This is a genomic window from Amycolatopsis sp. WAC 04169 (assembly GCF_003947535.1).
GTDB lineage: Bacteria > Actinomycetota > Actinomycetes > Mycobacteriales > Pseudonocardiaceae > Amycolatopsis > Amycolatopsis keratiniphila.
The window spans coordinates 22,776-38,608 of sequence record NZ_QHJI01000002.1 but is presented as its reverse complement, the minus strand read 5'-3'; the positions used below and the strand labels follow the sequence as shown (position 1 = coordinate 38,608).

Annotated in this window: 10 protein-coding genes; 8 read left to right on the top strand and 2 right to left on the bottom strand. The window is 69.1% G+C overall.

What is annotated here, in order from left to right; all coding sequences use genetic code 11:
* The first annotated feature begins 239 nt into the window (after window positions 1-239).
* Window positions 240-1,208 carry a hypothetical protein gene (locus DMC61_RS05015; protein WP_233594703.1) on the top strand — a complete coding sequence of 323 codons (969 nt, stop codon included), beginning with the start codon at window positions 240-242 and terminating at the stop codon, window positions 1,206-1,208.
* Here DMC61_RS05015 and DMC61_RS05010 read toward each other — a convergent pair.
* Complete coding sequence (locus DMC61_RS05010; protein WP_125687213.1) at window positions 1,175-3,607, bottom strand: hypothetical protein; 2,433 nt, start codon at window positions 3,605-3,607, stop codon at window positions 1,175-1,177. The genes DMC61_RS05015 and DMC61_RS05010 overlap by 34 nt on opposite strands.
* Window positions 3,608-3,829: 222 nt before the next feature.
* Between DMC61_RS05010 and DMC61_RS05005 the strand changes: the two genes are divergently transcribed.
* Both DMC61_RS05005 and shbA read left to right on the top strand, forming a co-directional pair.
* On the top strand, window positions 3,830-4,261 hold the full coding sequence (locus DMC61_RS05005) for a hypothetical protein (RefSeq protein WP_125687211.1): 432 nt from the start codon (window positions 3,830-3,832) through the stop codon (window positions 4,259-4,261).
* A 4-nt stretch (window positions 4,262-4,265) separates the two neighbouring features.
* Window positions 4,266-4,919, top strand: a complete 654-nt coding sequence (gene shbA, locus DMC61_RS05000; protein WP_125687209.1) for an RNA polymerase sigma factor ShbA — start codon at window positions 4,266-4,268, stop codon at window positions 4,917-4,919.
* A 388-nt stretch (window positions 4,920-5,307) separates the two neighbouring features.
* Here the strand turns inward: shbA and DMC61_RS04995 are convergent, their stop codons facing one another.
* Complete coding sequence (locus DMC61_RS04995) at window positions 5,308-6,243, bottom strand: SEFIR domain-containing protein (RefSeq protein WP_125687207.1); 936 nt, start codon at window positions 6,241-6,243, stop codon at window positions 5,308-5,310.
* A gap of 215 nt (window positions 6,244-6,458) precedes the next feature.
* Between DMC61_RS04995 and DMC61_RS04990 the strand changes: the two genes are divergently transcribed.
* Genes DMC61_RS04990 through DMC61_RS04970 form a run of 5 tightly spaced genes read left to right on the top strand, consistent with a single transcriptional unit; the run spans window position 6,459 to window position 15,823 of the window.
* Entirely contained in the window at window positions 6,459-7,052 is a 594-nt protein-coding gene (locus DMC61_RS04990) for a TIR domain-containing protein (RefSeq protein WP_233594702.1), read from the top strand.
* A 3-nt stretch (window positions 7,053-7,055) separates the two neighbouring features.
* A complete protein-coding gene (locus tag DMC61_RS04985; RefSeq protein WP_125687205.1) occupies window positions 7,056-8,687 on the top strand; it encodes a CATRA system-associated protein in 1,632 nt (543 codons plus the stop codon).
* A gap of 25 nt (window positions 8,688-8,712) precedes the next feature.
* Window positions 8,713-9,339 (top strand): hypothetical protein, encoded by a 627-nt coding sequence (locus tag DMC61_RS04980; RefSeq protein ID WP_125687203.1) that lies wholly within the window; start codon window positions 8,713-8,715, stop codon window positions 9,337-9,339.
* Window positions 9,339-12,416: an ATP-binding protein gene (locus DMC61_RS04975; protein ID WP_125687201.1), complete on the top strand. Its 3,078-nt coding sequence runs from the start codon at window positions 9,339-9,341 to the stop codon at window positions 12,414-12,416. The genes DMC61_RS04980 and DMC61_RS04975 overlap by 1 nt, the downstream gene beginning before the upstream one ends.
* A gap of 53 nt (window positions 12,417-12,469) precedes the next feature.
* Window positions 12,470-15,823 carry a hypothetical protein gene (locus tag DMC61_RS04970; protein WP_125687199.1) on the top strand — a complete coding sequence of 1,118 codons (3,354 nt, stop codon included), beginning with the start codon at window positions 12,470-12,472 and terminating at the stop codon, window positions 15,821-15,823.
* Window positions 15,824-15,833: the final 10 nt, after the last annotated feature.

The following is a 15,833-nucleotide window of genomic DNA, read 5'->3' as shown; positions in this document are numbered from 1 at the left end:
TGAGGGCAGCACTCGACAACGCGGGAAAACCGCTGGTTGAGGTGTTATCGCCGCGAATTGGGGCGGCTCACCAAGAATGCGTCGCCGGTCGGGGAGCGACAAGGAGTTTCCTGTTTCACGTATGAGCGGGAAAGGAAACCCGAAATAACGATCGGCGATACACGGCCGCCACCGGCTGGACACGGGCCGCCGGGCTGGCGACTATTGACGACCGTGCTTGAACCACTAGGGGAGGACTGGTGACCGTCAGCGCTGCGGATCTGGCCGGCGAATTGAAGTTGCTTCGGAGGGGCCGCGGAATCGCGGCACCTCAGCTGGCCGAACGGGCGGGCCCCGCGTTACGCGCGGTCTGCGGTGCGTCCGGGAACGACGGGAACGCGACGATCCGGCGGACACTGGGCGAATGCCTGTCCGGCTGGGCACGTTCGCTGCCCGAGGATCTGTGCACGGCCGTGCTGGCCGCGCTCGGGCTGCACCCGGAGGCGGTGCATCCCTTCTATCAGGATCGGGTGCGCTGGCTGGCCAGGCATCTGCAGCGCGACGAGCGGACCGCCCGCCGCCGGATCGACGACGGCATCGACCGGCTCGCCGAGGTCGCCGTCGCGTCCACAAGCGAATCCGACGAGCCTGAACCGGCCCAGCCCAGCCGAAGGTGGCACACGGAGGAACTGCGCGTGGCGGTGGCGCTCGACCAGCCGGTGCCGGAGGTCCTCGAATCCCGCCGGATCGTCGCCGACGCCGACGACATCGCCGAACTCGACCTCGCCCTCACCCTGACCGACTCGGTCTACCGGGGCGAGGCCATCGGCAGTGAGGATCTCCGCGTCGACGTGTTCCACGGTGGACGGCTGACCGGGCGGGTGATGGAATCCACCGATCGCGTCGGGCTGGCGTTGCGGTTGCCGAGACCGCTCAAACGGCTGAGCAAACACGAGATCGCCTTACGGTTCCGGGCGGAGTTCAGGCATCCGCATTTCGTCTGCGTCCCGCGGCATCCGGTCGACCTGTTCGACCTGCACGTCCGGTTCGCCCTGCCGATCCCGATGGAGGTCGTGCTGCTGGAACGGGTCTTCCAGGACGACGCGAGCGACGAGGCGGCGCGCGGGTGCTCCTTGACGCCCGACGCGTCGGGCGAGGTCCACGTCCAGTTCCGGAGCCTGACACCGGGTTTCGCCTACGGAGTGCGCTGGAAGCCATCGGAGAACTGACTCGCCGAGCCCCTCAGCACCCGTTTCGCCGCGATCGCCTTCTCGGACAGTTCGGTCGCGTGGCCGAGTGTCGCGACGATGTCGTCCGCGGCGGCGTCCACCAGTTCGGTGGCACGCCGGTACTGGCCGCGTCCGCTGAAGGCCAGCGCGAGGCCGAGGTCGAGCCTGCTTTCGAGGGTTTCCGGATGGGTCGAGCCCAGCAAGCGGATCTGTGGCTGGAGGATCTCCTCGAGAACTTCGGCTTGGCGGCCGAAGTCGCGCAACTGTCCGTGCGCCAGGGCCATGCCGTGCCTGATCCGGTACCGCAAGCGGTTTTCGCCGCCGAAGACGCGGAGCACGGTCAGTTCGGTGGCGCTCAACGCGGACAGGGCCCGCTCCGGCTGTCCTCGCAGCAGGAGGGCACGGCCTGCCAGGGCCGCGGCGGTCAAGGCCGGCGGGCTCTCCGGGCCGTGACGTCGTCCATACCTGGCTTCGAGTTCGCGCAACACGGCGGCGGAGCGGTCCTGGAGGTCGAGCGTGACCGTCGCCTCCGCCCACAGCAATTCGGCTTCGGTGCATTGGAAGTGCCGCGTTCTGCCGGTGGCGTGGAAGGTCGCGATCACCTCGGCCGCGGCTTCGCGTGCTCGTCCCGGCTGGTCGTCGAGGAGCAGAGCGCGGGCGTATTCCAGCAGGAGGTCCGCGGGCGGCGAGTCGTGAAGCTCCGGCAGCGTCGCCTCGACCGAGGCGATGGCCTCCCTCGCTCGCCCTCGGAGACGCAGAGCCTGCACGATCGCGGGTAATCCGGTTTCACCCCGGCCCGGGAAGTCGTGCCAGAACATCCGTTCGCCGGCGGTGTAGTCGCCCTGACAGTCGAATGCCTGTGCGGCGACCAAACCGGCGGCGCATCGCTCGTCGTCGTCGGCCGCGGACGACAACGCGTGCCGGGCATGCCGTACGGCCTCCGGGTACAGCCCGCAGGCGATCTCCACCCGTGCGGCCGCCGCGAAGTCCGCGCTCGTGGCGCCTTCGGTGGACAAGATCGCGGCGTGGATCTCACCGGCGGCGAAGAAGTCCCGGTGCTGTTCGTGCGCGTCCGCGACCGAACGCAGCAGCCGGATCCGGAGCGCAGCGGATGTGCGCTCGGCGAGGGCACGGGCATGCTGGAGGAGGAAGTCCCGGTATTCGGCACGATCGCCGGAAAGCAGCCGTAGCAAGGACTTCGCCGCGGACTCGGGCAGGTCGCCGGGATCGAGCCCGGCCCTGGCCACCTCCGCCACCAGGGGCTGCAGCCGTAACCCACCGTCCACAAGCGACGCCATACCTCGTTCTTCCAGTTCGCCGACGCCTTCCGCGAAACCGTCTCCGAGCACGTCACGGGCGATGCCGAGCGGAAAGGGAACCGGTGCCAGCAGCCCGCCGAGCCGGATGACCCCGGCGGCGGCTGGTCCGCAGCCGGCGAGCAGGTCGCGGATCGCCTGCGGTGCCGTGTCCGGACGGGAGGCGGGTGGCGCGGCCGAAGCATTGGCGCGCAGCGTGATCGGATGCCCGCCGCACTGCTCGACGAGATGGAGCACCGCTTCCTGTTCGGCGTCGTCGGCGGGTGCGCGGAACTCTCTGAACAGCCTGAGCCCTTCGGCCGGTGACAACCCGGCGAGGTCCAGCGTCGGGACGTCCCACGGAGAATTCCCCACCCGGCTGACGAGCACCGTGGACACGGCGGACGTCGGGAGGAGCAGGCGTTCGAGGGCGTCCGGCGGGAGCCCCGGCGGTACGTCGTCGACGAGGACGAGCACGCGACGCCCGTCGGCGCCGATCCGTTCGGCGACGTGGTCGCGCAGCCGGTCGAAGTCGATGCCCGCCAGGTCGGCGCCCAGCAGATCCCCGGCCGCGCGGGCCAGCGCGAGGTGGAACTGGGACAGGACCTCTTCCGGCGCGTGCTGCCCGAACGGGCCCAGCCGCAGGACGCCGCCGTCGAAGGTGTCCTGGAAGAGGCGGGCGTACTGCTCGGCCAGCACGGTCTTGCCGACACCCGGCAGGCCTCGCACCATCAGCACCGGATGGGCGTGCAGGCCACGATGGATCGCCAGGAGTTCGCGATACCGCCCGACCAGCCGTGCACGTCGTCGGCGGGAGCCGGCCACCTTGCGCCGGACGAGCCCGACAAACGCGGGCAGGTTCCGCGGATCGACCGCGTGTTCGCCGTCCGCCCCCGGATCGACGACCAGGACCCGGTCGGCACGCGAACACAGGGCCAGCACGACATTGGAGTTCGCGAGCGCGTCGGCGGACTCGTCGACGCCGCTGTCCCGGAGAACACGGAGACCCGCGTCGCGAAGGGCGGTTTCCCACTCGTCCATAGCCGCCGCGCCGTCCGGATCGGCCGGCGTGAAACACAACAGGACATCGAAACGATCCGTCATTCGCGCTCTCCCCGTGATCGTGGCGATCCGACAGCGCAGGGATCGATCCAGGGAACGATTTCGCTACCGAGGAACGCGCCGTGGCGAAAGCTGTCCTTGATCTGCCCGCTTTCCGGCGAACGGCACCGGACAAAACCAGGACAACAATCCCCGGTTCGCAACGCGGTCCCCGATTTCGTCGATTATCGGGCATTCGGACCGCGAACGCCCGGGAGAGGGAACATGGGAATCGCCAGTGACACCACGACCGAGGGAAACGGCACGGCCGCCCTGATCCTCGTCGTGATCGCCGTTCTGTACCTGGGCTATGTCGCCTTCAAGAGACACGGATTCCGGCCGCGGCGCGTGGAAACCACCCTGACCGGGCAGCAGCTGCGGCAGGTTTTCAAGAAGAAGATCGCGGGCAGGGGCTGGTCCGTCGCGGACGACGGCAACCCGATGATCGCCCGCTCCGCGGAATTCGACGGGATCCGGCTCGGGATCTCTCTCAAGATCTCCGAGGCGGACGGGCGGACCGTCGGCGAACTGGCCGCGATCCTCCACCAGAAGAAGATCTTCGGCGACACGGCCAAGGCGTACAGCCTGCGGTGGCGGATGAACGGCTTCATCGCGCAGGTCCGGCGGCTCGATTCCACCGCGAAAGTGATGGGCTGATCCGATGCCGACCATCGACACCCGCCCGATCGGCGGCGAAGTCCGGGGATACCGCACTTTGGACACCCTCCCGCGCCCGTCGGGCCGGCTGACCAAAGAGATGCTCGATCCGCTCGTCATGGCGGCGAAGACCGGGGACGAGGACGCGATCGACGCGTTGCTGGCCGTCGTGAAACCCATGCTGGTGCGCTACTGCCGCGCGCGGATGGGCGGGCGAGACCTCTCTTACCTGTCTGCCGACGACGTCGCGCAAGAGGTGTGCCTCGCGGTCTTCAAACTGCTGCCGGTGTACGAGGACCGTGGCGGCTCGTTCCTCTATCTCGTGCGGGCGATCGCGGCCAACAAGGTCGCCGACGCCTTCCGCGCGGTGTCCCGCGACCGGTCCGACCCCGTGCCCGAGCTGCCGGAGGCCGGGCCGGTCCGCAACGAACCGGAAAGCCACATGCTCGACGTCGACCTCGGCGCGCGGCTGGGCAGGCTCGTCGCCCGGCTCCCGAAGCTGCAGCGGGAGGTGCTCACCCTGCGGATCGTCGTCGGGCTGACCGCCACCGAGACCGCGGCCGCGCTCGGGCTGACGCCGGGGAACGTCCGGGTGAAACAGCACCGGGGGCTGGTGAAGCTGCGCGAAATGGTGCGGGAGGAGGGCGACTTCTCTTGAGCGGGGGGTCGTGACACCTATCCGCACAGTTTCCGCACCATGTCGATCGTCGGAAAGTGTCCACAAGGGACATTTCACGCCAGTTGGGTGCCTGATTCATGTCTGTATGCGTGATTCTGTGCGGGGGTCGTGAGTGGTAAAGGCGGTTAGAACGATCATTGCCATTCACGACCCCCGCGCGAAGCGCCCAAACCGGACACTCCGACGAGAATCGGTGTCCCTTGTGGACGGTTGACGCCTTCACCCTTCCCCAAGTACATGATGGCCCCCTTCACTGCGTCTAGCGCAAGGAAGGGGGCCATCATGTACTTGCGCGCAGTCGCTGTGACTGCCGCTGGGGCGAAGGTACGGACCAGGTCGACCCCGCGCGCTCGGGAGCACCACCGCCCTACTCCAGCACCGGATCGCCCCAGGCCAGTTCCGGCAGCCACTTGCTCTCCCTCGTACCCGGACGGTGGAACTCCAGCCGGAGCCTCAGCACACCCGTGACGCCGACGTCGATCTTCGCCGGCCTCCCCAGCGCCACCTTGACCTCCGGTGACGGCCGTCCGTCCAGCAGGACGCGGAAGTGTCCTACCTGGAACGGCTCGACCGCGTCGTCGAGGACGCCGGCCACCGCGGTCAGCCTCCGGTAGGCCATCCCGAGATCCACTTCGACGAAGGCGAGCCGCTCCGCCGCCCGCAAGACGATGCTGTCCGCGTAGTGCACGTCGTTGATCCGCGCGCCTTCGGTCCGGATGCCGTCGCTGCACGCCCGCCATTCCAGCCCGGTCGCCAGCGAGGTCTTGCCGGGGCCCGCGATGTTCGTCGCGCCGCCGCGCCACTGGCCGCGTTCGGGCCGCTGGTGCCGGGCCCTGCCGGTGATCGCGGCCAGAAGATCCTCCACACCCTCCTCGGTGAACACGTCGACCGGATACCTCGTGGTGGAGTGCGGGTTGAGGAAGTTCGGGATGTCGTCGACGGACTGCTGTGGGAACACGACCGGAAGGATCCGTTTGAGCTCGCCGCCGAGATCCCGGGTCAGACGATCGCGGATCCGGGCCGCCTCGAACTGCGAGCCGCGCCCTTCGTCGAAGGCCGCGTTTCCCTCGGCACGGCGTTTGTAGTCCGGCGAGGCGATGACGACTACGAAATTCGCCGTGTCGAGGTGCTTCAACGCCCATAACGACCAGTCGCGACGTTCGCCGTCGTCCCATTGATCGAGGTGCACTTCGAGTCCGATCCGGCCGTGCAGGAAATCCGCGAAGTGGCGGACCCGCTCCTTGTGCTCCGGTGAATCATGTGCGTAAGTGACGAACACCTGCGGCGGCTCGTTGTCGGCCATCGAAACTCCTGTCGCGTGAAGGTTGCCCGGCAGGTCGCATTCTCGGCGATCGAACGCGCGCGGGCACCCATTGTCTCCCGCTTGTCATCTTTTTGTCTTCGGTGGCTTCGTGCGCGCGGCCGTGTCCAGTTTTTGTCGTGTTTTTGTACCTTTTTCGAAAGCGTCGTGGACCCCTACGATCGGGGCTGTCAAACGGATCGGGGTGCGAAGGGGCGATGGCGCTCGTGTACGAGTACCACCTGTTCATCAGCTATCGCCGAGGCGGAGGCGACGCCCCGGACTGGGTGCGGAATCACTTCCACCCGCGGCTGCAGAGACTTCTGGACGACAATGTCGACTACGACGTCAAGATATTTCTCGAAGACAGTGTCGCCGTCGGCGGGAAGTGGCCTCAGGAAGTACGCGACGCGTTGCAGCGTGCCCGGATCCTGATCCCGGTCTGTTCCCCGAAGTACTTTCGCGACGAGCGGTGCATGGCCGAATGGCACACGATGGCGAAACGGGAGGAAATCGTCGCCCGGGACGGCGTGACGAAGGCGGGCCCGTTGATCTACCCGGTGATCTTCAGCGACTCGGAGTACTACCCCGACTGGGCCCACGAACGCCGGATGCGCAGTTTCCGGGACTGGAACAAACCGCATCCCCAGTACCAGAAGACCCCCGAGTACATCGAGTTCGAAGACGAGCTGGGGCGGATGGTGGAGGAACTGGTGGAGATCATCGCGCAGGCACCGCCGTGGTCTCCCGAGTGGCCGATCGAGACACCGGCACCCGAACCGCCCCGGCCGTCGAAGCTGCCGAGGTTCTGATCCATGCCGGGAACCGTGGTCACCTTCTACTCCTACAAGGGCGGTGTCGGCCGGAGCTTCACCTTGGCCAATATCGCCGTTCTCCTGGCCCGCTGGGGATATCGGGTGTTGTGCCTGGACTGGGACCTCGAAGCGCCCGGTCTGGACACCTACTTCCGGCCGATGATGAGCGCGCCCCCGTCGGGCGGCGTCATGGACCTGATCGACGACTTCCGCGAGGGCAGGCTGGCTCCGGGCGCGCATACGACCCGGCTGACCGGGAAGGTGAAGCTCGACGTCATCACCGCCGGCCGCGGTGACGACGCCTACGTCCGGCGAGTGCAGGATCTCGACTGGGAAGGCTTGTACGAACAGGGTTTCGGCGACTACCTCGAACAATGCCGTGAACAGTGGACGGCCGCCTACGACTACGTCCTCATCGACAGCCGCACGGGTATCTCCGATATCGGGGGTATCTGCACGGCCCATCTTCCGGACCGGCTCGTCGTCCTCTTCACGGCGAACGTGCAGAGCATGCGGGGCGCGGTCGACATCGCCGAACGCGCCAACGCCGCGCGCGACCGCATGCCCTACGACCGTCCACAGCTGACCGTCCTGCCGGTGCTGTCCAGATTCGACGCCCGTGAGGAGTACGCACGCTCGGAGGAGTGGCGGCGCATCTGTCTCGAAGAGACCAAGGACCTGTTCCGCAGCTGGCTCGACCGCGAGGTCTCGCCGGACGTGATGTCGCGTCATCTGACGCTGCCCTACGTCTCGTTCTGGACCTTCGGCGAACAGCTCCCGGTGATGACGGAGATCAGCCCGACCGCCGACCAGATCAGTTTCGCACTGGAAACGGTCGCGGCGGTCGTCGCGCACGACTTCGACCGGACCGACCTTCTCGCGGAGAACCGGGACGCCTATGTGGCCGCGGTCCGGGCGGAGAAGCGCACCTTCTCCCACGAGGTCCGGGTCAGCACGACCAGACCGACGATGTACCTCGCCGAAGAACTCATGAAGTACCTGGTGGAGCTCGGCGTCCGGCCGGTGCTGTCGCTGTCGGGGGAGCGGTCGCTGCTGGAGAAGACCGCGGACGACGCGAAGCATCTGTGTCTGATCGTCGACCGCGAGGTGAGCCGCTGGCAGTCGGCCGAGGTCGAACTGTTCCTGCACCGGACCCTCGGGCAGGACCGCCGCGTCGTCCCGGTGCTCACCAAGGGGACCGAGCCGAACCGCCTGCCAGGGTACGTCGGCAATCTGCGGCATCTCCAGTTCGGCCCGTCGCGTGGACCGATGGAGATCGCCCGGAACCTCGTCGACCAGCTCAGAGGGACGACGCCACTCGTCGAACCGGGTGACCTCGTCGGCGCCGGCGTGCTCCGGCAGACCGCGCACGCCCGGCTGCGGCCGCTCATGTGGGGGTTCGTGGACGAGATCGTCGCCGAGCTGCAGATCGCGATCGGCGCGGGGGACCGGGAACGGGTGCAGGACCTCGCCGAGGAGCTCATGTCGGCGACGCGGGTCCGGGCGACCGCCGCGGCGCGGGGGCATCGCGTGCTCGCCCCGCCGGAGACGCGGGAGGCGATCGAATGGGCCGTGCGCACCTCGGAGGCCAGGGTGACACGCCAAGGATTCAGCGGATTCCTCGATCAGTAGCAACCAGGTACGGGAAGGATCACGGATGACGGATCGATTGGGACAGAAGCAGACCGCGGCGATGCTCGCGCTGATGGTGGTCGCCCGCGAGGTGTCGAACCCGGAGCTGCGCGAGATCGTCGGCTTCGCCCTCGACGGCAAGGAACGCCGTCAGCTCAACGGCCTCGATCTGGTCGCCAGCGAACAGCGCGGCCGTCCCTTCTACCACGAGCTGACCGAGCGCGGCTGGGCCTGGTGCGAAGAGGAATTGAGCCAGCAAGAGGCGCCGGCGCCCCGGAGCAGCCTGGGGAGCGCCCTGTACGTCGTGCTCGGCGGGCTCGGCAGGCACCTCCGGCGCGAGAAGCTCCGGCTCGCGGACCTCTTCATGCCCGAGGTCGACCTGACGGTGGAGGAGATCGAGTCCCGGATCCGGATCGCCTATCGCAAACTGTCCCGTTCGCCGCGCGACTGGGTCTCGTTGGTGGAGCTGCGGCCGATGCTCGGTGAAGCGTCCACTGTGGACGTCGACGCGGTCTTGAAGGAGCTCAGCCGGTCGGGACAGGCACATCTGGTACCGGAATCGAATCGCAAGGCGCTCACCGCCGCCGACCACGCGGCGGCGATCCGCATCGGCGGTGAGGACAACCATCTGATCTCGATCGAGGCGCCGTGATGGACGAGCTGACCGCGCTCGCGGCCCTGCGGTTCGACTGGGCCGACACTCCCGATCACGTGTGGCGTGACTCGCCGTACCACGTCGACGGCCTGCACACCGGCGTGCTGCAGCAGGTCGGCGCGGGCATCAAGGAGGCCGTCTCCAGCGACGGCCCGAGCCCGATCGGGCTGGTCCTCCAAGGGAAGAAGGGCGTGGGCAAGACCCACCTGCTCGGCCTCGTGCGGAAACAGGCCCACGGTGTCCGCGGCTACTTCTTCCTCAACGACCTCACGGCGGGCGACGCGTTCTGGGAGAACACCGCCGAGGCGATGCGCCGGGGACTTTCGCGGCTTGACGGCTCCGGCGTCCCCCAGCTCACCAGCTTCCTGCGCCGCGTCTGTCTCCGCGCGAGCCTCGACGCGAACGTCACCAAGAAGATCTTGGACGGGCGCGGCCTGTCGAAGGCCGACGTTGACGCCTTCGTCGACGGGCTGCGCGCCCTCGATCGGGACGTCGCCAGGGAATGCGCAGACACGGCGCGGGCACTGGTGCTCTACGCGAGCGAAGACCCGAACAAGAACTACGTCGGGGACGACTACCTCGGCGTGTTCCCGGAGTCGAAATCCGGTGACCGCCGCAAATGGGGGATCCGGTCGGATCCCAGGTCCGCGGCGACCCAGGTCAAGAACATCACGCGGCTGCTCGCGCTCACCGGCCCGATCGTGATCGCCGTCGATCAGCTCGACACCCTGGTCGCCAGGTCCGCCGTCGGCCAGCGGCAAGTGCGGGACAGCGAAGAACAGGACCTGCTCGTCGCCCAGATCGCGGACGGACTGATGGGCCTGCGGGAAGTGACCAGAAGGACCATGACGGTACTCGCGTGTCTCCCCGGCACGTGGGAACTGCTGAAGGAGAAGGCCACCGACACCGTCCCGGATCGCTTCCGTGAAGCCTTGATCCTCGGCCGGGTCACCGATGCCGAAGTCGGCAGGGCCCTGGTCGAGAAACGCCTCGGAGTCGCGTATGAGGCGATGAAGTTCGTGCCGCACTACCCCACCTGGCCGGTGTCCCCAGCGGCCTTCGAAGGGGAGTGGGAGGAGATGTCGCCGCGAGACGTCCTGAAACGGATCGGCGCGCATATCGACGCCTGCGTCCGGGCGGGCCGGGTGATCGAGCTGACCACGTTCGACGAAGGCGGTGTGCGCTCGGCTGGACCGCCGCGTCCGGCGATGGCCGCCGATCGGTTCGCGGAACTGGACAAGCGGTTCGAGGAACACCGCTCGGAGGCCGACCCGTCGGCCTTGCTGGATCCGAAGGCCGAGGACAAGGTGATGCCCCGGCTGCTGTCGGCCGCGATCCGGGGATGGATCACCGAGGTCGGCAACGACAACATGGAATGGGTTCATGGCGCGAAGAGCGACCGGAACGAGCTGCACGCCTGGCTCACCCGAACGGTGGACGAAGCGTCGGACCTGGAGGAACACTGGGCGTTCCGGGCCATCGCGGCGTCGCATCACATCGCCGCGCTGCACCGGTTCCGCAAGGCGCGGTCGGCGGCCGGGGTGCGGAAGGGCGCGGAGAACCGGCATCTGGTGCTGCTGCGCAACCCGGCGTGGTCGGGAGGGGTGAAAACCCAGGCGGAACTCAAGGAATTCTTCAAGGAGGGCGGCAAGTCCCGGGGAATGTCCGATGCGGACGTCCGCACGTTCTGGGCACTGGACAAGATGTTCGCCGAGGGAAGCCGGGAACTGCACGAGTGGCTCGTCGACCGCCGGCCCGCCGGCCGGTCGGAACTCCTCGCGGAGGTCCTGCCGGAACCGTCGCCCCGGGCGGCGTCCACCGAGGCGACCCCGACGGCGGACGGCGAGATCACCCTCGGCTCCGTGGCGGGTAGCGGGCAACCGGTCCGGATCGAACTGGCGGCCCTGCGCAAGCACGCCGCGGTGTTCGCGGGTTCGGGTTCCGGGAAAACGGTGCTGCTGCGGCGGATCGTGGAGGAGTGCGCGCTGCAGGGCGTTTCCGCGATCGTGCTGGACCCGAACAACGACCTCGCCCGCCTCGGCGACGCGTGGCCGGAACCGCCCGATGCCTGGGGAGCGGACGACGCCGAGCTCGCCAAGCGCTACCTGGCCGAGACCGACGTCGTCGTGTGGACGCCGGGACGGGCCGGCGGCAGGCCGCTCGCGTTCCAGCCGTTGCCCGATTTCGCCGGTGTCCTCGACGACGAGGACGAGTTCAACGCGGCCGTCGAGGTCGCGGTGGCGACCCTCGCGCCCCAGGTGAAACTGACCGGCAGCACGGGGAAGGCCACCGTCGGGCTCGCGGTGCTGCGGCAGGCCGTCGTGCACCACGCCCGGACCGGATCACGGAGCCTGCCCGGGCTCATCGAGGTGCTCGAAGACCTGCCCGACGGCGTGAGCACGTTGAACGACGGGCGAAAGCTGGCGGCCGAGCTGGCCGAGCTGCTGAAGGCCTCCATGGTCAACGACCCGCTCCTGGCGGGTGGCGGCGAGCCGGTCGATCCGGCACTCCTGCTCGCTCCCGGGGAAGGCAAGCGGGCAAGGGTTTCGGTGATCAGCTTCATCGGGCTGCCTTCGGAGAAGCAGCGGCAGAACTTCGTCAACCAGCTCCAGATGGAACTTTTCGCCTGGGCCAAGCGGAATCCGGCAGGCGACCGGCCGCTCGGCGCCCTCTTCGTCATGGACGAGGCGCAGATGCTCGCCGCGTCGGGGACGCTCACGGCGAGCACCCGCAGCACCATCGTGCTCGCCTCGCAGGCGCGGAAGTACGGCCTGGGACTGCTGTTCGCGACGCAGGCGCCCAAGGGCCTGCACAACCAGGTCGTCGGCAACGCGATGACGCAGTTCTTCGGCAGGCTCAACAGCCCGGCCCAGATCGCCGCCGCCAACGAACTCGCCAGGGCCAAGGGCAGCCCCGTCGACGACATCTCGCGGCTGGAACGCGCCCAGTTCTACGTGTCGGGGGAGGCGTTCGGCTTCCAGCGGGTGACCACCCCGCTGTGCCTCACCCACCATCCGGCCAGCCCGCTCAGCGTCGAGGAGGTGCTCGACCGCGCCCGCGGCGAAGCCGAGTGAAACCACAGCCCGTACGCATCGACAACTGTGCTCGCTGGAAAGGATTTCGCACCATGGCAGGAATCTTCATCACCGCCCGAGCCGGTGACGGCCAGGACCGGATCCGCGGTCTCGACCGGAGTCTCGGTCACGTGTTCGGAAAGGACCGGATCGTCCGGTCCGGCGACGCCGCGTCGGTCCTGGTGGTGCCGATCGGCACCGACGGGCTCGACGAAGCGGTCCAAGAAGAGATCATCGAGGCCTTGCGGCTCGGGAAGAAGATCGTCGCGGTCCTGGTGGACGACGCCGTCATGCCCGGGGAAATCACCGCCGACTCCCACCGGCGGATCGGCGGGCGCACGGCGGAGCAGGACATCGCGGGCCTGATCACCGAACTGACCCGGGTCGCCCCGGAGCTGGGCATCGGTGTCGTCCCGGGCCTCCAAGACCTGGCCGAGTGGCTCGAATCCTGGCGGGACGAAACGCGTCCCGTCCTGCCCGAGAGCCTCCCGGTGCTCGGCCGGGCCCGCGAAATGGACCGGCTGTGCGACTGGCTGGACGCGGAGCCGTCGGTGCTGCCCGTGTACGCGGGCAGCCGTACCGAGGCCGCGGCGTTCGTCGCGACCACGGTGGCGGCCCACCGCCCGGGGCTCCGGGCGGTCCGGGTGTCGACACCGGAGGCTTGGCGTCAGTGCCGCGACCTGGACGGGCCGTTCGTCGCCGTGGTGGACGGCGTCGAGATGGGGGAGGAGAGGATCGGCGGCCATGTCGTCGTGGTGCGGAGCACGCCGGACCGTGACGGCGCCGATGTCCTGGTGCTGCCCCGGATTCCGCGCGACGAGGCGGCGGAAGCGTTCGCGGCGGCCGGTGTCCCGTCCGCCGACGCGACCGCTTGCGCGGACCTCGCCCGGCGGAGTCTCGGTGCCCTGCGCCGCAAGCTCGCCGTCGCCGGTGACCTCCCGAAGTGGGTGAACCCGCTGGAGCGCGATCTCGCCGCGCCACTGCTGCTGATCGGCCGGTGGTCGGCGGGGTCGCGGTACGACCTGGACGAGATCGCCGCCATCGCCGGCCGGGAGACCGACGAGCTCACCCGCTTCTTCGCCAGGGCCGAATCCGGTGACGATCCGCTGCTCGCCCGCTCGGGCGACGTCGTGCGGCTGGCGGATCCGCACGACGCGTGGGCGCTTCTCCACGGCAGGCTGAGCGCGCAGGATCTGCGGCGCTGGCACGAGGAAGCCGTCAAGGTGCTCACCGAGCGGGAGCCGGGGCGGAAGTGGTCGGCGGAGATGAGGCACGGACTGGCGCGGAGCGCCGCGCTGCTGGCCGACGAGGGGACGACGGCGCTCTCCGGTGGCGTCTCGGGCACCGACCACGCCACGCGGCTCGTCCGCGAAGTGCTCGGGCGGGCCAACGAGGACGGGGACGGAGAGCTCTGGCGGTCGCTCGCCGATGTGCTGCCCTTGCTCGCCGAAGCCGCTCCTCACGAGTTCCTCAGTGCCGTCGACCACGCGCTGACCAGCGATCCGTCGCCGCTGAGCGGCACCTCCGAAGGGCTGATCGCGGCCTTGGAAACGGTCGGCTGGTCCGAGGACGCGTTGCCGATGGTGGTCTCCCTGCTGGCCGAGCTGACGCGGCCGGGACGGGAGTCGGGTGACCGGCCGCTCGAATCCCTGATCACCCTCGTGCAGCCGTGGTATCCGTACCTCGACCTGCCCGGCGGGCAGCGGACGGAGCTGGTCAAGGCGATCGGCCGTCGCTCGCCGGAAGCGGGCTGGCGCCTGGCTCTCGCGCTGCTGCGCGGCCCGCGCGGACATCTGCTCGCGAGCCCGAGGCGGCCCCAGGTCCGTCTCGAATGGACGGTCCCGGCGGCCGCCGTGGACGTCGCCGACGGGCCGGAATTCGAGGACGAGCTGGTCGCCTCGGCGTTGTCGGCGCTGGCGGAACGGCCGTATCGGTGGTGCGAGTTCTTCGAGCGGCTGCCCGAGCTGAACGCCGTGCAGTGGGACCGCGTCGTGGAAGCCTTCACCCGGCTGGACACCGAACGGCTCTCGGCGGACGAACGCCTTCGCCTGTGGGGCCTGCTCACCGGGGTGACCGCCGAGCACCGGCATCACGCGGGCGCCGGCTGGACGCTGCCGGAGGAGTTGCTGCAATGGCTGGAATCCTGCGCCGAGCTGATCGAACCCGCGGTCAATCCCGGGCGGCACGGCCTGTTGTTCGGCCGGAATCCGTACCTGGACGACGGCGAATCCCTCGACCCGGAAGCGCGTGAAGCGGAGATCGGGCGCCTGCGCCGTGACGCCGTCGGCGGTGTCCTGCGCGAACACGGTGCCGCCGGGCTGAGCGCGCTCGCCGCCGAGGCCGCCCTGCCCAGGCTGGTCGGTGTGGTCGCGGCCCACGTCGCCGCGGACGACCTCCGGGAAGACGCGCTCGCGGAGCTCGGGCGTGAGGACTGGGCGGCGGGCTGGGCCGGCGAGATGGCCCGGTCCCAGGGCGGGGAATGGCGGCAGGAGGTCGCGACCCAGCTCAAGGAGCAGGACCGGCTGGTCGACTATCTTTTGGCCATTCCGGTGGACCACGCGCTGGAGCTCTTCGAATCCGCCGACGAAGAGGTTCTCGAGGGCTACTGGACGCACGTCGGCCCGTGGCCGCTTCCTGAAGGACAGGAATCGTTCTTCGTCACGCAACTCGCGCGGCGTCGGCCGTGGGCCGCGGTCAAGGCGCTCGCCGCGGGGGTGTGCGACGGGGCGGCCCTGCCCGCGTCCCTGCTCGAGGAAGTGCTGCTCCAGGCGTCCGCCGACGGTGTCGAGGCCCCCGACCGCAAGGCCGTCGCGAACGTCGGCCCGCTGCTGGACCAGCTGGCCGAGGCCGGTGGTTCGGACGTCGCGGTCGCCCGGCTGGAGCTGCGGTTCCACGCGGCGCTCAAACACCACCGGAAACCGCGGAGCCTCCAGCGGATCCTCGCCGAGAACCCCGGCGCGTTCGTCGATCTCTGCACCCGGATCCAGCCCGCGGACGACAGTGCGCCGAGCGTCGAACTGGTCGGTGCCTGGCTGACGATCTTCGAGACGCGCACCATGCCGGGGACCGACGGTGCTGCCCTCAAAACCTGGGTTTCGCGCGCCCGCACGGAGTTCGCCGAACGGGGACGGGCCGAGTTCGGCGACCGGGCGATCGGCACCCTGTTGGCGAGCGGTTCCCCTCTTCACGACGACGGGTGGCCGCCGGAGCCGGTCCGGGACGTCCTCGACGTCGCCGATGGCGGGTATCTCCGAGAGGGCTTCGCCACCGGATTGACCGTCCAGGACGGTGACGCAGGGGATCTCGCGCAGCGTCATCGCGGCTGGGCGCGGCGGATCAACGTCGGCTGGCCGCGGGTCGCCGCCCTCCTGCGTGAGCACGCCGACGACCTGGCACGACGCGGGTAGCGGTCGGCAG